This is a genomic window from Collinsella sp. LCP21S3_A9, assembly GCF_052118785.1.
GTDB lineage: Bacteria > Actinomycetota > Coriobacteriia > Coriobacteriales > Coriobacteriaceae > Collinsella.
In genome coordinates, this window is record NZ_JBQKGN010000001.1 from 73674 (window position 1) to 96640 (window position 22967).

The window sequence follows — 22967 nt, forward strand, 5'->3', positions numbered from 1 at the left end:
GATGGAACCAGATTGCCCAAATGGGGCGTTTACGGCGTCGACCCGTTAGTCATCGTCGGACGTGCCCAGCTGCTGCAGCAGCATGAGTGCCGCGGCCACGGGGCCGGTGCCGTCGTTGGCGTCGAGACCGCGACCCAGGCCGCTGCCCGCGCCGGCGCCCGCCTTGTAGGGCACCGACAGTTTGCGGCTCTTGGGGAAGTTTACCGCGCCATAGCGGGTCTTAAGCTCATAGGCCACCTTCTTGGGAACGTCGACGCCCAAAAACGTGATGCGACCGCCACTGAGCGTAACGCTCTCGAGCCCCAGGCGCTCGCCGCGAATGCGGATTCGCGCGCGATTGAACAGGTTGAGTCCCGCCAACGGCAGCTCGCCATGCGCGGCCTCGGTCTCTTCCTGCACCTCGTCGATGCTCTCCAGGTCCCCGGCCGCCGCAAGCTTACGGTATACGAGCACGCGCTGATCCACCGCCGGCAGGTACTCCTCGGACAAGAAGTAGTCGGCCGGCAGGTTGATGCCCACGCTCGCCGCCTCCACACCGGCATCGTCGTCGCCGCGCGCCTCGGCCACGGCCTGACCCAGCATCTGCGTAAACAGGTCAAAGCCCACGCTCGACAGGTTGCCGTGCTGCTCGGCGCCCATGAGCGAGCCGGCGCCGCGGATCTCCAGGTCGCGCATGGCGATGCGCATGCCGCTGCCCAGGTCCTGGAACTCGGAGAGTGCGGTCAGGCGTGCCGTAGCCTCCTCGGTGAGCGGCAGCTCGCCCGGGAACATAAAGTACGCGTAGGCTTGCGTGGAAGAACGGCCCACGCGGCCCTTGAGCTGGTAGAGCTGTGCCAGGCCCAAGCGCTGCGAATCCTCGATGATCAGCGTGTTGGCGGTCGCGTTGTCTATGCCGCTCTCCACGATGGTCGTGGCGATGAGCACGTCGATCTTTTTGGTCGCGAACTCGATCATCACGTCCTCGACCTCGCGCGGGCTCATCTTGCCGTGCGCCACGCCCACGCGCGCCTCGGGCGCGGCCTCGTGCACGCGTGCCACGGCGTCGTCGATGGTCTTGACGCGGTTGGACACGTAGTACACCTGGCCGCCGCGGCCCACCTCCAGGCGAATCGCCGCGCTCACCACGTCGGGGTCGTACTCCCCCACGTGCACGATCACGGGGCGGCGCCCGGTCGGTGGCGTGGTGATCAGGCTCATGTCGCGCACGCCGCTCGTGGCCATCTGCATGGTTCGCGGAATAGGCGTGGCCGAAAGCGTGAGCACGTCAATCTGCTCGCGCAGGTTCTTGAGCTGCTCCTTGTGCTGCACGCCAAAGCGCTGCTCCTCGTCGATGATCACCAAACCCAGGTTCTTGGGGTTCACATCGGCCGAAAGCAGGCGGTGCGTGCCAATGAGCACGTCGATCGTGCCCTCGGCAAACGCCTTGAGCGCGCGCTTCTGCTGCGCCGGCGTGCGAAAGCGGCTGAGCACCTCGACCTCGAGGCCAAACGGGGCAAAGCGCTCAAAGAAGGTCTCGTAGTGCTGTTGGGCCAGAATGGTCGTGGGGCAGAGCACCATGACCTGACGGCCGGAGTCCACGCACTTAAACGCCGCGCGCAGGGCGACCTCGGTCTTGCCAAAGCCCACGTCGCCGCACAGCAGGCGGTCCATGGGCTTGGGCGCCTCCATGTCGGCCTTAATATCGGCGATGGCCTCCAGCTGGTCGCGCGTCTCGTCGTAAGGAAAGCTCTCCTCCATCTCGATCTGCTCGGGCGTGTCGGGCGGGCAGGCGACACCGGTAATCGACGAACGGCGCGTATACAGATCGACCAGGTCAAACGCCAGCTTTTTGGCGTTCTTGCGCGCCTTGTTGGTGGCACGCGTCCAGTCGGCGGTGTTGAGCCTAGTCAGGCGCGGCTTGTCGCCGTCGGGACCAACATAGCGCGTGATGCGGTCGACCTGCTCGAGCGGCACGTAGAGCTTGTCGCCGTCGGCATATTCCAGCAAAAAGTAGTCGCGCTCCTTGCCGCCCACTTCCTGGCGCGCGATCTCGCTAAAGAGCGCGATGCCGTGGGTAGCGTGCACCACGTAGTCGCCCGGCTTAAACGGAAACGTGATCTGCGTAATGTCCACCTTGCGACGGCTGCGCGCGCGGTTGGCGTCCATGCGGGCATTGAGATCGGCGATCGAGAACACGGCTAGGTTGGCATCGGGCACCACCACGCCCTGCGGCAGGGCAGCATCCACAAAGGTCACGCGTCCGCGCGAGATGGTGGGTACGGCAGCACCGGCGGCAGCCTGGGCGGCGCCCGCCTCGAGCGAGCGGGCGTTGAGCGCGTCGGCCTTGCGCTCGCGAATTGCAGCATGGGCCTCCTGGCGGGCAGCACGGTCGGCAGAATCTGCCGCTGCCACGCGTACGCGCTCGCCAATGACGCCGGCGTTTTCGGGGGCGGCCGTCAGCGACTCCTCAAAGGTAATGCCCTCGTCGCCAAAGGTAAGCTCCATCGACTCGCGCGCTCCGCGGTCGGGAATGGCAAACACGCAGGCATAGCGCTTGCCCACGACTTCCTGAACACGCGTCATAAAGCGGTTGTCCGAGCCTGCGATAGCCGGCTGCTCAATCTTGAGCTCTGCCGTAACCGCACCGCCGGCGCGGATCAGGCTCACGTAGTTCAGGCGCTGCTGAGCACCAAAGTCGAGCTGCTGGGCGCGCACGTACAGGCCGTCCAAGCGGTCAATCCCCGCCTCGCCGGCGCGCGCCTCGATATCCTCGTAGGCACGCAGGCAGTCGTCGAACAGCGAGCGCGGCTCGGACAGAACCACAAGCGCCTTGCCGCTCACGTGCGCCAACGGGCTCACGGTCTGGCCGTACATCACCGGCAAAAAGCGGTCGAGCTCGGGTGTGACGATACGCGCATCAACCATCTCGAGCAGCGCCGCCAGCTTGCTGTCGCTCTGGCTTGCGCGATAGAGCGCCACGTGCATGTTGTGAACGGCTTCGTCGGTAAGCGCCAGCTCGCGGCACGGGAAGATCTCGATGCTGTCCTCGTTGCCGATGGTTTGGCCCGTAGAGCTCACCATACGGCGAATGCGATCAATTTCGTCGCCAAAGAACTCAATGCGCACGGGCGCTTTCTCTTGTGCGGGGAATACCTCGACGGTGTCGCCGTGCACGCGGAACAGGCCGGGTGCGTCGGCGGCGCCGGCATTGGTGTAGCCCATGCCCACCAGGCGCTGCGGCACTTCGTCAAAAGGAATCTCCTCGCCCACCGCAAAGGTCGTGGACTCCCAGTAGCGGCTCTCGACTGGCGGCACGCAACGCAGCAATGCACGGGCCGAGGCAACCATGATGCAGTTGTCCCCGCGCACGATACGCCCCAGAGCCTCGCAGCGCTGCGCCACCACGGCATCGTCGGGCGCCTGCTCGCGCCACGGATAGTCCTTGCGCTCGGGAAAGCGGCACACGTGCGCCAGGCCCACGTAGGCGGCAAGGCTGCGCGCGGCGCGATCGGCCGCGTCCTCGCCGCTCACAATGTAGACCGTAGGGCGCGGGCGGCGCGCAAACTGAGCAGCCGCCATAAGCGTGCGGCCCGACTGCGACACGGCCAGCGTCACATCCTCGCCGGCGTCGAGCCCGGCCTCGACGGTCTGCAAGGCCTCGGCAGTGTAGAGCTGCGCGGCTATACGGTGAATGAGCATGCTGTTCCTCCGGCATCGCAACGCCAAAAGCCCGCCGGGGCAAGCTCGGCGGGTCGTGCGTCAAAGATCATTGTTTGTCATGGTAGCGCATGGAGAGGACTCCAGCTCAAGCGTACGCCCAGCCCCGCAAAAAACGCCAGACGGACGAGCCGCTTGGCGTTATCAGAGTGAGCCATACGCCGAGTCTAATCGTAGACGCCCATTTTAAGCAGTGTGAAGGTCGGAGCGCCGTCACCCTGCGCGACGCGGACCGTACAAGTCTCGATACGGCCCCTAGATGCGTCCGCTTGAATTGCAGCGATGAACTGATCCTTTGGCAGGCCGTAGGTGCTCTCGGGGATGTCGGAAGGAAGTAACGAACCGCCAGCACTGTAGACCTCATAGGTGAGCTCGTAGATGTTATCGCCAAGGTCAGTCGCGCCCGTAACGATGGCACACGCTGGGTTGTAATTTCCCTGGCCGTATTCCTGCTTCAAATACAGGTACCCGTCATGTGCTTCGGCCGAATCAGGAATCGCCTGCCCCTCCGGCGTTCTGTCATACGTCATATCGGCATCGGAAAGCGTCAGGCCCGTCAAGCGGCTGAGTTCCCTATTGACCACATCAGTCGCCATACGCTGGCGATTACCGTTGTCATAGTCGCCTTTCTCGATTCGATACGGCGCGTTGTCAATAAAATGGCACCAGATAAACTTGACCAGCTTATATTTCTCGTCATCCGAAAGCCCATCAGTCGAATCGAAAGTACCCGTCTGATACCAGTCCCGATCGAAGTGCCCCTCCGTAAAGTTCGACAGAAACAGGTTTGCGGCGGCATAGGTTGCCTGGTCATTGAGGTCGACCTTTACGCTGCTGCCCGTCTGCTCGGGCCCTTCCGCCTCGTCCTCGTCGGCGGCAGGCTTCTTCTTGGCGCTTCCCTGGTCCTCACGCTCGGCCGAACCCTCGTCGGACCCCAGCACCGTAATCTGCGACGAGTTGCCCTGCCCAAGCGGACCCAGTACGCCGGTCAGCGCCAGGGCGGCACCGCCGGCAACGAGCACGCCCGCCACGCACATGCCGACAATCACCGCGCGCTTATGCGACTTCTTCTGCACGGGAGGCATCCCTGCCGCCGGCATCGGTGCGGGCTCGGCGGGCGCGGCAGCCGGGGAGGCAACGCCGATGCGCGCCCCGCAGTTCGTGCAATATTCAGTTCCATCGGGCATCTCGGAACCACACTTGGTGCAAAACATATTCGAGCATCCCCTCACAACAAACGGCATCTGTCGCCATCATATTGAGCCTTCGCGGCCCAAATGTGTTGCGCAACATTGGCCACAGCCTTCGGACGCCGGCAAAACGCGGTAGCCCCTACCCCGTCACGCGCACGCTGGGGCACAAATCCGCCAGCGGGCACTCGTCGCACTTGGGCTTACGGGCATCGCAGATCTCGCGGCCAAAGGTGATCCACTGGTGGTTGACCGACTCCCAATACTCGTGCGGCAAGATCTTGAGCAGATCCTGCTCGGTCTTGAGCGGCTCTTTGGCGTGCGTCTTGGGACTCAGCATCAGACGGTGCGCGATGCGGTTGACGTGCGTATCGACCGCGATGCCCTCGACAATGCCAAACCCCACGTTGAGCACGATGTTCGCCGTCTTGCGCCCAACGCCCGGCAGCTTGACAAGCTCCTTCATGTCGGCCGGCACCTCGCCGCCGTAATCGGCGACGATCATCTGCGCGGCCTCAACGGCGTGCTTGGCCTTGCTCTTATAGAAGCCGAGCGACTTAATGGTATCTGCCACATCGGCAACGCTCGCCCCCGCCATGGCCTCGGGCGTGGGCCACTGGGAAAACAGCTTCGGCGTCACCTTGTTGACCTGCGCGTCGGTCGTCTGCGCCGAGAGCAACACCGCTATGAGCAGCCTATAGGGATTCTCGTGGTCCAAAAAACACTCAACCGGGCCATAGCGACGGTTAAGGCGCTCGCACACCTCAACGGCGCGCTCGCGCTTGGCGGCATTGGTCTCGCGTGGCATAACGACTCCTCGGATCAGCGGCATAACTTACCTATGGGCACGATTGTCCCACGTATGGGGTCTTTACGCCTCCAAAAATGCGCCGGTCTGGCGGCCCCACAAGCTTGCGTACTCGCCGCCTGCCTCGACAAGCTGCGCATGCGTACCGTCCTCGACAATCTCGCCGTCCGCCAGCACCACGATGCGGTCGAGCGCCGCCACGGTGGACAGGCGATGTGCCACCACAATGGAGGTGCGGCCGCGCATCAGGTTCTCAAGCGCCTCCTGCACCAGCGCCTCGGACTCACTGTCCAGGGCAGAGGTCGCCTCGTCGAGCACCAGAATCGGCGCGTCGGTGAGGATGGCACGGGCGATGGCCACGCGCTGGCGCTGACCGCCCGAAAGCTTAACGCCGCGCTCGCCCACCATGGTGTCAAAGCCCCGGGGCAGGCGGTCGATAAACTCCAGGGCATTGGCCAAGCGGGCCGCCTCACGGATCTGTTCGTCGGTGGCGTCGGGGCGGCCGTAGGCGATGTTCTCGCGAATGGAGCGGTGAAACAGCAGCGCCTCCTGCGGCACGTAGGCAACCTGGCGGCGCAGGCTCTGCTGCGTGCAGCGCGAGACATCCTGACCGTCCACGAGTACGCGACCGCCCTGTACGTCGTCCAGGCGCAGCAGCAACTTGGTGAGCGTCGTCTTGCCCGAGCCCGATTTGCCCACCAGGCCCACGCGCTGACCCGCCGCCACATGGAGCGTCAGGTCGTCGAACACGCTCTCGCCCGCCGCGGCGTCACGGTATGCAAAGTTCAGGTGCTCAAAATCAATCGCGCCCTCGCCCACCTTGAGCTCGGGAGCGTTCTCGTCGTCTGCCACCAGACGCGGCTCGTCCAGCACGCGCGTCATCTCGGCCGCATCGCCCAGCGCGCGGTTAATGCGCTGCATCATGGAGCTTACGTAGTTCAGACGCATGGTGAGGTTGTACGTATAGGTAAAGATCATGACGAGCGAGCCGGCCGAGATGCCAAACCACGCGTTGCCGCCCACGACGAACACGCTCACCACGGCCATGGTGATGACGATAAGGCCCGAGGTCGTAAAGTTGCGTTGCATCATGGCGTGCATCGAAACCGTTTCGGCGTCGCGCGCGGCGCGGTCGGCGCTATCGAACAGGTCGCGCTCAAAGTCTTCGCGCCCGCAGGTCTTGACGGCCAGGATGTTCGTGACCGCGTCGGAAAGCACGCCCGACAGTTTGTTCTGCGCGGCGGACGTCGCGGCCGAAAGCGGCATGATGCGCTTATACATGAGCCAGACAAACGAGATGTAGACGACCATAATGCCCACCAGGATCACGGTAAACGTCGGCACCACCGGAGCGAGCGCCGCCACCGTGCAGACAACCGAGGTGATAGTGGGAATGAGCGAATACACCGTCACGTCCACCAACCCCGTGTAGCCGCTCATAAAACGGCTCGTCTGGCTCACAAGCGATCCACCAAAACGGCTGGTGTGGAATGTCATGGATTGATTGGAGAGCGTGTCGAAGCACAGGCGCGCCAAGTGATAGTTACCCGCAATCTCGAGCTTGTAGACGGTGTAGTCCTGCAGCTTGGAGAGGATTTGGCCCACTAGGTTAACGAGCACGAGCGCCAGAATGTAGGGGCCAAAGACCTCAAACACCCGGTCGCCCGCCACGGGGCCGGCCTGGACGCGGTCGACGATAAGCGCCATCACGTAGGTGTTGGCAAACGTGAGCAAAAAGATGTAGCCCGCCGACGAGAACACCGAGAGAAAGACGATCAGCGGCTGCGTGCGCGTAACGTCCCAGAAACGCTGTAGCGTGCGGCGCACGGTTGAGCGTTTGAGCGGACTGGTGCTTCTCTGTGACATGGGCTTCCTTTCACATATGGCGGGGCTAAACGTCATTGTTGCATACTAAAGCGCACTTCAGGCAAGCACGATGCGAAAAGCAGCGGGGCGCCCGCGTTTGCGCCGGCGCCCCACCGTCTTGTTGTAATTATTCCTCGTCTTCTTGGTCTGTGGGAAGGCCCGCGGGCGTGAGTCCCAAGATCTCATCAGCTTGGTCGGCGTCTTCCAGCGCGTCGATGTCCTTGAGTTTGCGCTCCATGACGTTGGTGCGCGTGGTGATGATGCCCTCGACCGTCTTTCCCGCGGTCTCGATTTGCTGCTGGGCGCGGCGCAGCGCCGCCTGATAGCGCGGCAGCTCGGCCTTGACGGCAGAAAGCACGCGCAGCACGTCATCGGTGCGTTTTTGCAGCCTAAACGTTTGGTAGCTCATCTGCAGGCTGTTGAGGATAGCCGCCATGGTGCTAGGGCCGGCAACGTTGACGTGATAGTCGCGGCCCAGGGTCTCGATAAGTCCCGGACGACTGACAACCTCGGCGTACAGCCCCTCAAACGGCACGAACATAATGCCAAAGTTGGTCGTTGCCGGCACACTCAGGTACTTTTCGCAGATGTCCTTGGCCTCGCGCTTGACCATGGCGTCGAGCGTCTTACGCGCAGCGGCGACGGCCTCAGCGTCACCCGACTCTTGGGCGTCGAGCAGATGCTCGTACGCATCGCCCGGGAATTTGGAGTCGATCGGCAGCAGCACGGGATCGCCCTCGTCTACCGGCAGCTTGACGGCAAACTCAACGCGCTCCGAGGCGCCGGGCTTGGTGGCGACGTTTTCCAGATACTGGTCGGGCGTAAGGATGTCCGCCAGGATTGCACCCAGCTGCACCTCGCCCAAAATGCCACGCGCCTTTACGTTGCCCAGCACGCGCTTAAGGTCGCCCACGCCGGTGGCGATGGACTGCATGTCGCCCAGGCCCTTGTACACGGCCTCGAGCTGGTCGCTCACCTGCTTAAACGATGCCGACAGGCGATCGTTGAGCGTGCGGGAGAGCTTCTCGTCCACCGTCGCGCGCATCTGATCGAGTTGCACGTTGTTATCTTTGCGGATAGCACCCAGCTGGGCATCGACCGTCTCGCGCACCTTGTCCAGGCGGTGCTCGATGCCCTCGCGGTTGGCACCGAGTTGTTGGGCCGTCTCGCGGCGCAGGTCATCCATCCGGTCACCAGCTTGCGAAAACTCGCGTGCGATGTTCAGGTAACGTTGCTGCTCCACGGCCGCATCTGTCGTCTGCTGCTGCGCGATGGCATTGGCCGTGCGGCGGGTTTCTGCCAGCGCGACGTTCAGGGCATCGAGCGCGTTGTTGGCCTGCTCGAGTGCCGCCAGCGCCTCCGCACCGCCATCGCTGCGCTCTCGCAGCTCGGCGCGAAGGCCCTTGAGCTGCAGGGCGCAAGCCACAGCCACTCCTACCGCTACCAAGGCGATCACGACCAGCACAATATCAACAGCAGACATAGACTCCGCCCAACAAACCCAATCGATCATCAAACAAAACCGCGATCAATCTTACCCTGTCATATGCAGCGCGTGGCCGGCGGCGCATCAAGTTACCTTTGCGCTATGAATACTGGCACGCTAACTCTCCCAGCCGGCGCGGATGGTTGTTACGACATCGCCCAGGCGCTGGCCGAGAGCTGTCAAATGTTGGAGCACTTCGCTGGGCGAGGCGCCGTTGAGAATGCACGTGAGGGCATATGAGGCCAAGAAGATTGCCGCGAGTCCCAACGGGATCAGCACGATCATCGCCAGCGTACGCAGGCGCTGGGCCCAGCGACGGCGACGCGCACGACGCTTGTCGAACGCAAGCTCCTGCGCATATGAATCTTGCTGTACGGAATAGGCTCCTGGGTCCACCTCACCCGCAGGCGATACCGCGGGCGCGGCGTTTTGCGCAGGAGGCTGGACGGCTGCCCCTTGCATTTGCATCTCCATAAGCCGCTGCTGTTGGCGCAGCATGCGCTCGGCTTGTTGCTGCGGGGTCTCAAGAAACAGATCCATGTTGGCCTCCTCAATAGGAGCATTCGATGCTTGCGCCCAGCATCCCGCACCATCGCGGCCGCGGCAATGAAATCCGCGGCAATAGCCGCAAAGATTCTTTTGTCAGAAAACTGTCGAAAAGTTCAACAACTCCCCTACCAGCACTTTCTTTGAGCTTTTTTCGCCAGCAATCTTTTGCCCTCTCGCCCTTGCGCCATCCGACCAAAACCTAACCAAAAGCTTGACGGAAATTGTGAAGACAGGGACCCCACACAAAAACGTGCCGCCCCAAAAGGGGCGGCACGCAAACTTCTAATCAGCTTTTCTGTAGCGAGCACGCAACGACCCAACGCCGGGGCGCGGGGAGGGAGGCCGGATTGCCTTCCCTCAACGCGACCCTGCGAAGCCGTGAGCGGGGAGGGAAGGCAATCCGGCCTCCCGCCCCGCGCTCCGCAGCAGCCAGCGCCAAGCGCTAGTAGTTCACCACCTGCTCCTCAAAGTACGCCTTGGGATGGTTGCAAACCGGGCACACCTCGGGCGCCTTGGCACCAACATGCAGGTGCCCGCAGTTCAGGCACTTCCACACCTTTACGCCCTCGCGCTCAAACACCTCGCCCGATTCAATGCGCTCGACGAGCTTGTTATAGCGCTCCTCGTGAGCCTTCTCGACAGCGCCAACGCCACGGAACTTCGCGGCAATCTCGTCAAAACCCTCCTCTTCGGCGGTCTTGGCGAACTCGTCATACATCGTGGTCCACTCGTAGTTCTCGCCCGCGGCGGCATCGCGCAGGTTGTCCAGCGTATCCGGAACAGCACCGTCGTGCAGGTACTTAAACCACAGCTTGGCATGCTCGGACTCGTTGCCCGCCGTCTCTGCAAAGATATTCGAAATCTGAACGTAGCCGTCCTTTTTGGCCTTGGATGCATAGTAACGATACTTGGTGTGCGCCTGGGACTCACCGGCAAAAGCGGTCTCGAGGTTCTTCTTGGTTTGAGAATTCTCAAAATCCATAGGTGTACTTCCCTTCAATACGCGCCGCCCATAGACTTTGAGCGGCATTGCCTTTAGGATACCCTCATGCCGAGAATCTAAACCTTACTATCCTGTTCTGCAAATTCGCGTCATCACACACTCAGCCAGCGCTCGCCTTCGGCACGACAAAAGCCTTCGCGCTCCAGGTCGGCAAGAATGCCCGCAATAAAATCGCAACCAACCGGTTCGCGACCCGCTGCGGCCTCCATCTTGTTAACGCCTGCAACAGCTTCAACAAGCGTTATGCCCGCCTGCTGTCCGTCGCGAGCTGCAAGCAGCATGCGCACGATATGGGCACGCTTTTGCCGACGCGAGCCCTCAAACTTGGACTGGCGGCTGTAGCCCGCCGAGCGCCTAGACGGATTGGGCAGCGTCTTTTTGAGATACGCGCCGTAATCCAGCAGCGCGTAATACCACGCGCGCGGCGTATCGGCATCGTCGAGCGGCACGGCAAAGGGAGCGACCTCATCCGCCGCCGCACCGGGCGCCGCCGGGCAGGCCGCCTGGATCAACGGCACCAGCTCGCGATCGGGAACAGACGGAACGTCAGGAAAAAAGTGATGCAAAAAGACCGTGCGCACATTGGTCTCCAGGTACACTCCCGGAAGATCAAACGCAAACGACCGAATGCCCTGCGCCGTTGCGGGCCCAATACCGGGCAGCGCGACCAGGTCGCGTGTATCACGCGGAAACTCCCCATCCCAGTCCTCCACGAGTCGCTGCGCGGCCTTATGGAGCGCCAAAGCACGGCGGTTGTAGCCCATGCCCTGCCAAGCGTCCAAAACATCAGAAGGAGCGGCCTGGGCGAGAGAATGCACGGTCGGAAAGCGGTCGAGCCATGCCGGCATGCGCGTCTCTACGCGTGGAACCTGCGTCTGCTGCAGCATGACCTCGGAAAGCCAGATGATGTACGGGTCGCGTGTGCGGCGCCACGGAAGGTCGCGATAACGCAGAACCCCTTCCGAACGAATCATCGAACGAAAGGGGTCCTGAATCATAGCTATGCTCCTTATGCGGCGCTACTCCTCCCGGCAAGCACACGCGCAAACGGCATACTCGGGAAAGGCGTCGCGGTCGGCGAACTTGGGATCGACGGCGGGGAACTGGCGGCGAGCGACGACATCGTCCAGCGAAACGGAATCGAGGTAGTCACGCATCAGCGCCTGGGCCCCAGCCCACAGGGGATGATAGCAGCACGTGCCCCTGCGCGCACAGTCGCCATCGAGTGCCGTGCAATCATTCATAACCATAGGGCCCTGAACGGCCTCGACGACCTGACGGATAGTGACCTCGCTCGGGTTGACCTTAAGACGCATACCGCCGTGGACGCCACGCAGGCTCTCCACAATACCGGCCTGAACCAAACCGTGTTGGATCGAACGGGCAAACGAATACGGAACATTGACCTCTTCGGCAGCAGTGCGAACAGAAAGCAACCGCTCCGGCTCCTCGGCAAGCATCGCAAGCATGCGGAGGGCATAATCAGTCTTCCTCGATATGTCCATGTTTCCCCTTTCAAGGAATACGAACAGCTCGAACGGGCTCCGGGGCCGAGCTTACGTCGAGACGCTAAATAACCGCCGGGACAACCAAATAGTGAACTAGATGTCCGCTGAAGGTCGAATCCAAAGCAAATTGCATCAGATTAGGCCTGCAGTGGAATTTAGTATAACCTAACCCCCCTGTTTCGTTGAACGAGTGTTGCGCAACAAACCCCCCCCCGTTTAAACCGATATACTTAATTCATTTCCGCATTTCGGAAACAAGGAGCAGAATGAAAGGGACGGCCGAGCGGTTGTCCTATTAAACGCAAAAAGCCACGTCCGAAGACGTGGCTTTAATTGCGTTGGCGGGAAGTACGGGGCTCGAACCCGCGACCTCCGACGTGACAGGCCGGCGCTCTAACCAAACTGAGCTAACTCCCCAGGCAGTCGTTCGCGTTTGTTTCCGCTCGCGTGCGCTGCGGGGATTAGTATACACAGAAGTCTGTTCGCCGCGCAACAACTTTTTTGAAAATATTTTTTGGGTCCCTCCGGGAGGGTCTCCGGGGCCGGCTGGCGCGGGTTAAGTTTGCTGCTCTACAGTCCTGCGCAAGACGGAAAGCACATTAAGTGCTTTCCTTTGCGTGCGGAACTCGCGACAAACGTAACCCGCGCCAGCCGGCCCCGGAGACCCTCCCTGCCGTCACTATGTTCAACCAGTTTTGCGGGCGTGCGCCGCTGCGCGGCTAGCCCGCGTGCTCCTCGGCGGGGTTGGTCTGATTGTTCTTGTTGAAGCTCGGCCTTTGGCTCAAATGGAAACGGGAGATGCATTGTGCATCCCCCGTTTTTGTTGCGGTTAATCTAAGTCAATAAACTTGACGCTTAAGACCTTGCCGTCCTTGACGAGCATTCTGGCCATGGTGGGGCCTCGGGTGCCTCTGGGGTAGCTAGCACTGCCGGGGTTGAGGACCAAGCAGCGGCCTACTTGAGTTTCTTTGGTTACGTGAGTGTGACCGTTGATGGCTACGTCCACGGATCCCACCGGGAGGTCTTCGCGGTAGTGGGCTACGGCAAACTTAAGGCCCTCGTAGCTAAAGAGCGCCAGACGGTCCACTTCGGGGCCGTAATCACGGTAGTAGTCGTTATTGCCCAGAACCGCTCGCACGGGGGCAATGGTTCGCAGATGTTCGTAGTCCATCTCCGACGTAAGATCGCCGGCATGGATAATCAGGTCCGCGCCGCTCAACTCATTTAAAAGCGCGGGCGACAGATAACCGTGGGTGTCCGAGATGATGTCGATGCGCTTGGCGCTTGCACTGTTCATGGGATCCCTTCCGCAAAACGATTTGGTGTATTCATACAAAAAGCCCCGCGGCTCCGCAGACGATTTTGGTCTACAGGGCTGCGGGGCCGGTGTACTAGAGGCTCAGGGCCTTCTTGAGCGGTACGACGCGACGGCGCGAAACCGGTACGCGTTCGTCGACGCCCGTAATGCCCAGCTGGATAGCGCCCGAGGGAACCGTCTCGACGTCGGTAACACACGCCAAGTTAACGATATAGCGGCGGTGAACGCGGAAGAAGCCAAAATCACAGAGCTTGGCCTCGAACTGTGCCAGCGAGGTCGTCGACAAAAAACGGTCATCGACGGTATAGATACAGGAGTAATCGTCCTTGGCCATAATGAAGCGAATGTCGTCCACGGGGATGAGCACCTTGCGGCCGCCCTTCTCCACCGGGATGCGCTCGATGGTCACCTTGCTGTCCGCAACGGGCTTCGTGCGCTGCATGACCTTCTCGATTGCACGATCCAGGCGGGCTTCCTCTACCGGCTTCATCAGATAGTCGACGGCATCCACATCAAACGCCTCAACCGCATGATCGCTGTACGCGGTCACAAACACGATCGCCGGCGGATTCTTAAGCTTATGCAGCGCCTCGGCAAGTTGCAGACCCGAAGCGCCAGGCATCGAAATATCGAGGAACACGACATCAACGCGACTCTCCATAAGCATCTCGATGGCGGAGCGAACGCTCGACGCTTCTGTGATCGTGCCGATCTTGCCCGTCTGCTCGAGCAAGAAGCGAAGTTCCGAACGGGCCGGGGCCTCATCATCCACAATCATCGCACGCAGCATGGGGATAAAACCTTTCGTCAACAAACTACATCGGGCATACGCCAACCGGCGTTAAGCCCGTGACCAATTATTCTACTCTTGAATGTCGAAGATGCTCTCCGACAAATCGAGATGTAGGAGCACTTTAGCGCCCTTACCCGGCGCCGATTCGACGCGCGTATAGGAGTGCGGCCCATAAAAGCGATGAATGCGCTCCGAAATATTGTGCATGGCAACGCCGGCGCCGCCACCCTGCGGGGAGTTGGCGTCGGGACGGGCAGAGCGCTCGTCAAACAGTCTGGCAGCGATGCCCTCGTCCATGCCCACACCGTCATCGGCCACCGAAATCAAAATCGCATCGTCACCATCCCTGCGCACCGTCACGTCAATCTTCAGCGCACTGGCATCACCCATGCCGTGACGCACGGCGTTCTCGACAATCGGTTGGATCACAAATGCCGGAACCAGCGTGTCCTCGACGTCCTCGGACACGTCAAAGGTCGCCAGCACGCGATCCTCGCCAAAGCGCGCCTTCTCAAACGTCAGGTAGCGCTTGGTCTGTGCGACCTCGCGCGACACGGGAATGAGCGAGCCCGAATTGTCGAGCGTTGCGCGATAGAACGAGGAGAACTCGCGCAGCAGCTCGCGGGCGCGCAGCGGGTCGGTACGCGTAAACGATGCGATGGTGTTGAGCGTGTTGAACAGGAAGTGCGGGTTAATCTGCGCCTGCAGGGCACGCACCTCGGCACGGGCCGTGAGCTCCTTTTGCACCTCGAGCTCGTGAATGGCGAGCTGCGTGGACAGGATTTCGGCAAAACCCGAGGCGAGCGCATACTGGGTACGGTCAACGGCACGCGGGGTCTTGTAATAGAACTTGAGCGTGCCGACGGTGCGGTCGCCCACCTTGATGGGTGCGATGATGCCAGCGGGGACCTGGTTGTGTGAGCCATCCGAACCCACCACGTCCACCACACGGTTGAACGACTGGACGATACCGTGTTCGATGACGTAGCGCGTGACGAGCGTACGAATGGGAGAATTGGGCAGCAGCTTTTCCTCAAACTCGCCCGCGCAGGCCAGTACGTTGCTCTCGTCGGTAACGGCAACTGTCATGGCGCGTGTCTCGGGCAAAATGCGCTGGCACACCAGACGTGCTGACTCCTGCGTCAGACCGCCTTTAATGTCCTCGAGCATGGCCGAGGCCACCGAGAGCGTCTCCTCGGTGTACTGCGAGCGAACCGAATCGGGATTGAGCGTCAAAAAGAAAAAGATACACAGGAAGATGCATAGCAGCGTACAGGCGACCACGGTCGCGATTGGATCGATTCCAGTCGCCAGGGCAAAAACAAAGTACACCAGCACACAAATGGCGCAGGATACGGCAATGATGCGAAAGATTGACATTGAACTATCGCGCTGGGCGCGGCGGTCGATCATTCAGTCCCCTCCAGGATGCTGGTCAGCTGGGCGTCACGCCAGAGCCCATCCATAATCTTGGGCCAGAAGCTCTGGAAACGCAGGTAGCTTGCGGCGTTTTGGCGTGCGTAGGTCCTGGCCTCGTCAATACCGTGGCGCCAAATGCGTAGGTATCCCTCGTGCTCGCGGGTAAAAATGCTGCGGACCATGGCAGTCTTACGCACGCGATCGTCAAGCTCGCGCGAAATCCACGGGCCCGGATAGGGCATGAGAGACGCGGCTGTAACGGGAATGAGCTCTTTCTGATGCGCGGCAAACGTTAGCTTGGCACGTTCGTAGTACCAACGGTACACGTCCTGCATAAAGCGCGGCGAGCGTTTCTCGGACTCGGGCGGTAGATGGCGTACGGTCCACTCGTTATCAAACCATACGTCGTAGCCAAATATGCGCATATTAAAGAGGTAGTCCAGGTCCTCGCCACGAGTGATAAACGGGTCAAATGCCACGCGGGTAAAGGCGCGGGCATGGAGGGCCATAAGGCCGCCGCACACATAGTTTGAACGCGAAATACGGGTGCCCGAGAGCGCCTTTTTCATCCAGCGATTGAACTCAATACGCTTGGTCCACCAACGGTGGCAGATGCCCACCTTGTCCGTGGGGGCCAGCGGCGATCCTTCTCGATCGTAAAAGTAGCCGCTCTTAACCAAGATTGGCAGGCCCTGACGCGTCTGCTGCCCCAACGCGTAAGTCGCGCGTTTCATAAAGTCGGCATCGATGACAGTCTCGTCGTCATCCAAAAAGATGACGGCATCGTGACCCAGCACGGCGGCACAGGCAAGTCCCATATTGCGGATGGCGCCATAGCCGCGCAGGCTCACGCATTCTCCCGAACCCTTGGGCGCAATCTGCGCTACGCGGTCGGCGATACGCGATGCCTGGGTATTGGTGACTACGGTAACTTTGAGCGTAGGGTGCGCGTCGACGATTTCGCGTACGCGCTTCGACACATCCGCCGTGGCCGAGATGGGACAGACCACCAAAAGGATGATTCGCGGAATATCGCGTACCTGCTCGAGCGAAGCAAGACAGCGATCGAGCTCGGGATTGGCGGCGTTGAGCTTCGTCGAGTGGTCATAGACACCGGGAGCGTTTGCATGGGCATCATCGCCCGCCCAATATGTTGGAATCACAACCGTGGCGTTCATGCCTTCCCTCCCTGCAACACAAAAACGAGGCGCCGCCAAACACAGGCGACGCCCCGCGACCTAGCTGATTCCATCATACCCACTTGGGCAAATCATTGCTCGCAAGTCGCAATGTTTATTGCGGATAACCCCAAAAGAGTACCGCGGACAGGCACAATATCCGCTCGCTCCTATGCGGCATGCTCTGCCGCTCGAGTCATGCGAGACAGGCGGGCCAGCAGCATAAAGCCAACGATCAGCAGCACAGCAATGGAAAGAACGCCCAGCGACGGGTTGCCGGTCAGCGAGGTGACGACCGACACCAGAAAGGTGCCCATAACGCTTGCATAGCGCCCAAAGATGTCAAAGAAGCCGTAGTACTCGTTGGACTTTTCCTTGGGGATGATGCGGCCAAAGTAGCTACGGCTGAGTGCCTGCACGCCACCCTGGAACAGGCCGACCATAATGGCAAGCACCCAGAATTCAAAGGCGGTCTTGAGGAAAAACGCGGCGAACAGCACAATGCCCATGTAGGCGGCGACCGCCACCAGGATCATGTTGAGCGTGCCCACGCGTCCGGCGAGCTTGCCGTAGATGATGGCGGACGGAAAGGCCACGAACTGTGTAACGAGCAGGGCCAGTACCAGCTGGGTCGAGTCGATGCCCAGAGCCGAACCGTAGCTGGTTGCCATGGAAATGACCGTGTGTACACCGTCGATGTAGAAGAAGAACGCGATCATGTAGACCAGCACGGTCTTGTTGTGGGCGATCTCGCGCATGGTGTGTACGACCTCGGAGAACACGCCGCCCACGATGTGGCCGATGGTGTCCTCGGGACCGCGCTCACGACCGTACTTTTGCTTATAGGTGCGAATGAGCGGCAGGGTAAAGATGAGCCACCAGGCACCAGTGATGACAAACGACAGACGCGTTGCCAGCATGGTGGGGACGCCAAGAGCGGGACCACCCATGATGAGCGCCAGGCAGATGATGAACGGCACGGTGGAACCGATGTAGCCCCAGGCATAGCCCGAGCTGGACACGGCGTCCATGCGCTCGTCAGTGGTAATGTCGGGCAGCATGGCGTCATAGAACGTCATAGAAGAGTTAAGGCCGATGGTGCACAGCACGTACACGGCCAAAAATGCCATGGCGGACATTGGGATAGCCTGCGCCAGGCAAAGCACCAAGCCCGTGAGGAAGAAGCCCAAGAAAAACTTGATCTTGTTGCCGGCGTAATCGGCAAGCGCGCCCAGAATGGGCATGAGCATGGCAATGACCAGCGAGGCAATCGTCTGCGCGCTACCCCAAGCGACCACCAGGTCGGCCGAGGAAGCACCGGTATTGATGGCGTTAAAGTAGATGGGCACCACCGAAGTGTTGAGCAACACGAGGGCCGAATTGCCCACATCGTACATAACCCAGTTACGCTCGAGCTTGGTGTATTTCATGGACAGGGACCCTTCGTGTTCGCCCGATATGCAGCTAGTTCATCGTACCCCAATTGTCCAGAACCGCCGGTAAGGATTCGGCAAAGGGGGCACGCACGGGCCCTATTCCTCGCGGTCGAACTCTTCGTCAGCGCCGAGCACGCGACCGCTGTAATTGACGTGGTTGGTCACGGCCTCCATATCGCCGGTCTCGATAAAGCGGGTGACCGTGCACTCGTAATCGACCAGCGCGCGGTCAAAGACCTCGGGGAAGCTCTCGTTCGAGACCTCATCGGTAAAGGGATTCTTCCACGTCAGATGGCCCAGATTGCCGGTGCGCTCGGGCGGCTCGGTCGTCACGCGGTGAGCAAGGCCATCGAGCAGGGAGTAGTCGTGCACCAAGCCCTCAACCAGCGAGATCGCGCGCGTCTTTGCGGAGCCGGCCGGCTCAATCGCGCGGTAAAGTCGCTGCATGTCGGCAACGGCGGCACCGTACTCCCCCGCTGGGATATCGATACCGTACACACGCCCGGCAACATAGCTCATCAGCACGCCGGCCACACGATTGATGCGGTCGGTGGTGACGATCTCGCCCGCCGGCGGATAGTCCTCGACCGTGGCCCCATCGCGCTTGAGCTGCAGCATCAACACGTCCAGGTCACTTTCGAGCACCGCATGGACCTGGCTGCCCGAATCCCCCAGCTCGGGATCGGACTCGACAATGCCAAACTGCTGCTCGTAGACAAAGGGGTGGGCATTACGGTCGAGCACGTAGTGCGACAGCAGGCCCAGCGCAAAGGCGCGGCCCAAGTTGGCATCGCGCGGGAGCAGATGGGACACGCCGTCGCGCAGGCACGAGAACTGGCGCGACATGCGCGAGCGATGCATGGCCTGCGCCAGCAGCGTGCAGTCGGAAACGCGCGGCGTCAGGATGTGGAAGAAAAACGGGTCGGGACCCTGGTTGCCCAGGATAAAGGCAATGCGTTCCTCGTCGGACGTAATGACGCCCTGCGGCAGACGATCGATGCTTTCCTCGCCAAACAGATGATGCGTAATAAGCGCAGGCATAATGATCCTTTCGATTTCATTCGATGTCACCCATTATGCCCACCGCGCGCCCATGCCAAACCTGCGTCGGCAAACGATGGCATGCGGACCGTCTACACAAGCCCCAGGCGCGCCTTAACCTCGGCAGCGCGACGACGGGACACGGGCACCGTCGAGGTTACGCGATCGAGCCTGAGTTCCATAAGACCCGTAGAACCGATCTCGACATTGTGCACGTCTTCCAAATTGACCAGATAGCTGCGGTGGACACGGATAAAGCCCTCGGAGGCCAGGCGCCGCTCGAGCGATGAAATCGACTCATTGATCAGATATGTTCCCTCGGCGCAGACGGCGTTGCAAAAATCGGCGCGCGCCTCAAAGTAGCAGACATCCGCCACGGGAATGAACACCTTTTTACCCCCACGATCCACCGTCAGGCGCAAAGGCTGGCGCGGAGCATGGACGACACGGCGAGCGCCCAGGGCGGTCTCGATCTTATCGAGCGCCTTTGACAGGCGAGCATCCTCGACCGGCTTTACGATGTAATCGACGGCATCGAGGTTATAGGCATCGGCCGCATACTCGGCAAATGCCGTCACAAACACCACGACCGGCGGTGTCTTTAAGTTCTGAAGCGTCTCGGCAAGCTCAATTCCCGAGCGACCGGGCATGGTAATGTCTAAAAACAGCACGTCGGGCTTGTTCGACAGAATCGATTCCACGGCTTCGGTGACATTGCCCGCCTCGGCAATCTGGCCCACACGCGCATCCTTTTCCAACAGATAACGTAGCTCAGCCCTAATTGGAGGCTCGTCATCAACCACCAAGATGTTCCAGCCTTCGGACATATGCGCTTCCCCTCTTTTTTCTCTCAATCCAACCGCGCGCTACACCGTTAGCGGCGCCGGCTCATGCGGCTCGCCGTTCAACTCAACGATGACCTGCGTTCCCACGCCCTCCTGGGACTTCACGCGCATGCCGGAATCTTCTCCGTAAAAGAAATGGATGCGCTGAAGCACGTTGAAGAGCGCCAGGCCGCAACCTCGCTTGACGGAGCCGTCGGCGGTAATGCTTTCGGGCTCCTCTCGGCGATGCTGCTCAAACAGATGCGCGCAGACTTCTTCGCTCATACCGATGCCGTCATCTTCGACGATGATCTCCAAGCCGTCATCGGTCTCAAAAGCCCTAACACGAATGGAAAGCGGCTCGGTCTCGCGCTGCGCATGCTTGATGCAGTTTTCGAGCAGCGGCTGCAAGATAAACGGCGGCACCAGGCTGTCGCGCACCTCAAAGTCGATGTCGACCGAAACGCGCAGACGGCCGTCGCCATACCGGGCCTGCATAAGATTGATATAACGGGTGCCCTGCTCCACCTCGTGCTCGAGCGTGGTGAGCGTATCGGAGTCAGAAAGCGTCTGACGATAGTAGTTGGAAAAGTCGATCAGCAGCGATCGCGCCTTGTCGGGCTCGGTTCGAACGAGCGAAACGATCGTGCTAATGGTATTGAATAGAAAATGCGGATCGACCTGCGACTGCAGAGCGCGGAGCTCAACGCGGGCCGTGAGCTCATCCTGGCGCTCGAGCTCAAAGCTGGCGAGCTGCGTGGAAATGAGATCGGCGAAACCCGAGGCAAGCGCCGTCTGGCGCATATCGATGCTGCTCAGGCGGGGGTAATACAGCTCGAGTGTGCCCACGCAATGACCACGCACGCTAAGCGGCGCGACAATACCGGCACGCAGACGGGGAAAATAGCCGCCCGTCTCATTGGAGGCATCACGCGAAAACACGCTCTGCTCGCCCGTCTCAATCACGTTGAGCGTGGTCTTGAGCACTACCGGGGTTCCGGCAGGGCACTTTGCCGAGTCCTCGCCCCAGCTTGCCAGCACCTGCCTGCCGTCAGTAAAGCAGATGGCAGAAGCGATGGTCTCGGACAGGATGATTTTAGAGGCACCCAGGGCCGCTTCGGGCGTAAGGCCGCGCGACGTGTAGGCAAATATTTTTGATGCGATGGCGAGCGTGCGGTCGGTTGCGCTCGATGTGAGGTCATCGGGGACCACAAAGACATACGAGAAGAAGAAGCACAGCATGACCAGGCCGGCAATAACGACAACGCCTGGAACGGGATTGGGATTATCGGTTAAATCCCAGATAAGCAGCAAGATAAGCGCCGGAACGACAACACCGAGTAGGATGGCCTGGACCACATGCTGGGCCGTACGAAAGACCTTGGTAGAGTTGTAACTCTTGCCCAGAATCAGCCTATTGAGATCCACCGTCATCCCCTCTTGTCCGTAGTACCGATAGCAATAAAGAGGGCCGCAAGCGACCCTCTCCATTGCATTATGCAATCAAAAACTGTGTTTTACATCCAGCCATCGACTAACGGTAGCTTAGGCGCTGTACTTGTTTGGCTCGCCGAAGGTGCCGGCCTCGACAATCCAGCCGTCCTTCATGATGACGTCCATGTTGTCGGTGTTGAGCACGTGGATGTCGGCGGCGACGTCACCGTTGACGACCAGCAGGTCGGCGCACTTGCCGGCCTCGATGGAACCGGTCTCGTCCTCGATGTGGCACATCTTGGCACCGTTGAGGGTGGCGCAGGTGATGGTCTCGACCGGGGTGAAGCCGATCTTGTCGACGAACTCGTACATCTCCTCGATGGAGCAGGTGCCGTACGGGGTGACGAAGGAGAAGGAGTCAGAGCCGATCGTCATGACGACGCCGCGCTTCTTGGCCTCGCGCAGGCAGTCATAGTTGCGCTGTAGCTCCTTCTCGACCAGGGTACCCTCGTACTTGTCGTGCAGCTCGGGGACGTAGACGGGAGGATAGGTGGCGTACCAGGTGGGCAGGAAGGCGATCGTCGGGGTGAAGAAGGTGCCCTGTTCGGCCATGAGGTCCATGGTGCGCTCATCGATATCGAAGCCGTGAATCAGCTGCTCGCAGCCAAAGCGAACGGAATCGTAGGCGGCGGCGTGGTTGTTGTAGCAGTGGCTCCACACGGGGATACCGACCATCTTGGCCTCTTCGACCACGGCCTGGATCTCCTCGGAGCAATAGTGCTGGTCGCGACCGGAGTCCCAGCGCCAGATGCCGCCACCGGTAGCCCAGATCTTGATGGCATCGGGGTTCTCGCGCAGGCGACGACGGACGGCCTTGCGCAGATCCCAAGGACCGTCGACCTGGTCGCCCCAGGGATGGGATTCCTTGTTGAGCTCCTGGGTGCAGTGGTGGGAGTCACCGTGACCGGCAACACGGCAGAAGCCGAGGCCGGTGGCCAGAACGCGCGGACCCTTAAAGACGCCCTTGTCGATGCAGTCGCGAATCTGGATACCAAAGCGGCCGATCTCGCAGACGGTAGTGAGGCCGTGGGTGAGGCAGTCGTAGGCCTGCTTGACGGCGACGGCCTGCTTCTCGAGGAGCGGCTGCATGACCCAATCGGTGTCATCGTCGGTCAGGTTGCCCGAGAAGTGCAGGTGGGTGTCGATCAGGCCGGGAAGGACAGTCTTGCCGGCGGCGTCGATAACCTCAACGCCCTCGGGAAGGTCCTGCATAACACCGGCGTACTCGATCTTGCCGTTGTCGTCGACGAGAACGAGGGAGTTCTCGACCGGCTCGGCACCGGTACCGTCGATGAGCTTGCCGCCAACGATTGCATACTTAGTGGACATGGTTCCTCCTTATGGATCCATATAGTGGG

The 22967-nt window shown here is 60.7% G+C and carries 19 protein-coding genes and 1 tRNA gene; 1 reads left to right on the plus strand and 19 read right to left on the minus strand.

The genetic code is table 11. From position 1 onward, the window contains the following. Positions 1 to 45: 45 nt before the first annotated feature. The 6 genes from mfd to ACTQ05_RS00365 form a co-directional block, all read right to left on the minus strand. Positions 46 to 3678 (minus strand): transcription-repair coupling factor, encoded by a 3633-nt coding sequence (gene mfd, locus ACTQ05_RS00340; RefSeq protein WP_441537680.1) that lies wholly within the window; start codon positions 3676 to 3678, stop codon positions 46 to 48. A 185-nt stretch (positions 3679 to 3863) separates the two neighbouring features. Beyond that, positions 3864 to 4910, minus strand: coding sequence for a zinc-ribbon domain-containing protein (locus tag ACTQ05_RS00345; RefSeq protein WP_441537681.1), 1047 nt, complete (start codon positions 4908 to 4910; stop codon positions 3864 to 3866). Between the two features lie 118 nt (positions 4911 to 5028). Further along, positions 5029 to 5694, minus strand: coding sequence for an endonuclease III (nth, locus tag ACTQ05_RS00350; protein ID WP_441537682.1), 666 nt, complete (start codon positions 5692 to 5694; stop codon positions 5029 to 5031). A gap of 63 nt (positions 5695 to 5757) precedes the next feature. Further along, positions 5758 to 7560: an ABC transporter ATP-binding protein gene (locus tag ACTQ05_RS00355; RefSeq protein ID WP_441537683.1), complete on the minus strand. Its 1803-nt coding sequence runs from the start codon at positions 7558 to 7560 to the stop codon at positions 5758 to 5760. A gap of 127 nt (positions 7561 to 7687) precedes the next feature. After that, a complete protein-coding gene (locus ACTQ05_RS00360; protein WP_441537684.1) occupies positions 7688 to 9043 on the minus strand; it encodes a DNA recombination protein RmuC in 1356 nt (451 codons plus the stop codon). A gap of 120 nt (positions 9044 to 9163) precedes the next feature. Then, a complete protein-coding gene (locus tag ACTQ05_RS00365) occupies positions 9164 to 9586 on the minus strand; it encodes a hypothetical protein (protein ID WP_441015560.1) in 423 nt (140 codons plus the stop codon). A gap of 26 nt (positions 9587 to 9612) precedes the next feature. Between ACTQ05_RS00365 and ACTQ05_RS00370 the strand changes: the two genes are divergently transcribed. Next, a complete protein-coding gene (locus ACTQ05_RS00370) occupies positions 9613 to 9798 on the plus strand; it encodes a hypothetical protein (protein WP_154518490.1) in 186 nt (61 codons plus the stop codon). A 239-nt stretch (positions 9799 to 10037) separates the two neighbouring features. Here the strand turns inward: ACTQ05_RS00370 and rbr are convergent, their stop codons facing one another. The 13 genes from rbr to ACTQ05_RS00435 all read right to left on the minus strand — a co-directional run bounded on the left by rbr (position 10038) and on the right by ACTQ05_RS00435 (position 22938). After that, positions 10038 to 10577, minus strand: coding sequence for a rubrerythrin (rbr, locus tag ACTQ05_RS00375; protein WP_441537685.1), 540 nt, complete (start codon positions 10575 to 10577; stop codon positions 10038 to 10040). A gap of 113 nt (positions 10578 to 10690) precedes the next feature. Beyond that, positions 10691 to 11596, minus strand: a complete 906-nt coding sequence (locus tag ACTQ05_RS00380) for an adenine glycosylase (RefSeq protein WP_441537686.1) — start codon at positions 11594 to 11596, stop codon at positions 10691 to 10693. Positions 11597 to 11617: 21 nt separating this feature from the next. Beyond that, positions 11618 to 12103 (minus strand): RrF2 family transcriptional regulator, encoded by a 486-nt coding sequence (locus tag ACTQ05_RS00385; RefSeq protein ID WP_154518481.1) that lies wholly within the window; start codon positions 12101 to 12103, stop codon positions 11618 to 11620. A 342-nt stretch (positions 12104 to 12445) separates the two neighbouring features. Next, a tRNA-Asp gene (locus tag ACTQ05_RS00390) sits at positions 12446 to 12523 on the minus strand. A gap of 412 nt (positions 12524 to 12935) precedes the next feature. Next, complete coding sequence (locus tag ACTQ05_RS00395; RefSeq protein WP_441537687.1) at positions 12936 to 13403, minus strand: YfcE family phosphodiesterase; 468 nt, start codon at positions 13401 to 13403, stop codon at positions 12936 to 12938. Between the two features lie 94 nt (positions 13404 to 13497). Beyond that, a complete protein-coding gene (locus ACTQ05_RS00400; RefSeq protein ID WP_154518646.1) occupies positions 13498 to 14214 on the minus strand; it encodes a LytR/AlgR family response regulator transcription factor in 717 nt (238 codons plus the stop codon). A gap of 72 nt (positions 14215 to 14286) precedes the next feature. Beyond that, entirely contained in the window at positions 14287 to 15630 is a 1344-nt protein-coding gene (locus ACTQ05_RS00405; protein ID WP_441537688.1) for a histidine kinase, read from the minus strand. Continuing rightward, complete coding sequence (locus ACTQ05_RS00410) at positions 15627 to 16814, minus strand: glycosyltransferase (protein ID WP_441537689.1); 1188 nt, start codon at positions 16812 to 16814, stop codon at positions 15627 to 15629. Before ACTQ05_RS00410 ends, ACTQ05_RS00405 begins: the two co-directional genes overlap by 4 nt. A gap of 170 nt (positions 16815 to 16984) precedes the next feature. Continuing rightward, a complete protein-coding gene (locus tag ACTQ05_RS00415) occupies positions 16985 to 18244 on the minus strand; it encodes an MFS transporter (protein WP_427795252.1) in 1260 nt (419 codons plus the stop codon). A gap of 102 nt (positions 18245 to 18346) precedes the next feature. Next, positions 18347 to 19291 carry a zinc dependent phospholipase C family protein gene (locus ACTQ05_RS00420; RefSeq protein ID WP_441054625.1) on the minus strand — a complete coding sequence of 315 codons (945 nt, stop codon included), beginning with the start codon at positions 19289 to 19291 and terminating at the stop codon, positions 18347 to 18349. Between the two features lie 92 nt (positions 19292 to 19383). Beyond that, positions 19384 to 20118 (minus strand): LytR/AlgR family response regulator transcription factor, encoded by a 735-nt coding sequence (locus ACTQ05_RS00425; RefSeq protein WP_154518631.1) that lies wholly within the window; start codon positions 20116 to 20118, stop codon positions 19384 to 19386. Between the two features lie 39 nt (positions 20119 to 20157). Continuing rightward, positions 20158 to 21543, minus strand: a complete 1386-nt coding sequence (locus ACTQ05_RS00430) for a sensor histidine kinase (RefSeq protein ID WP_427728891.1) — start codon at positions 21541 to 21543, stop codon at positions 20158 to 20160. A gap of 117 nt (positions 21544 to 21660) precedes the next feature. Then, a complete protein-coding gene (locus tag ACTQ05_RS00435; protein WP_154518625.1) occupies positions 21661 to 22938 on the minus strand; it encodes a metal-dependent hydrolase family protein in 1278 nt (425 codons plus the stop codon). Between the last annotated feature and the right edge of the window lie 29 nt (positions 22939 to 22967).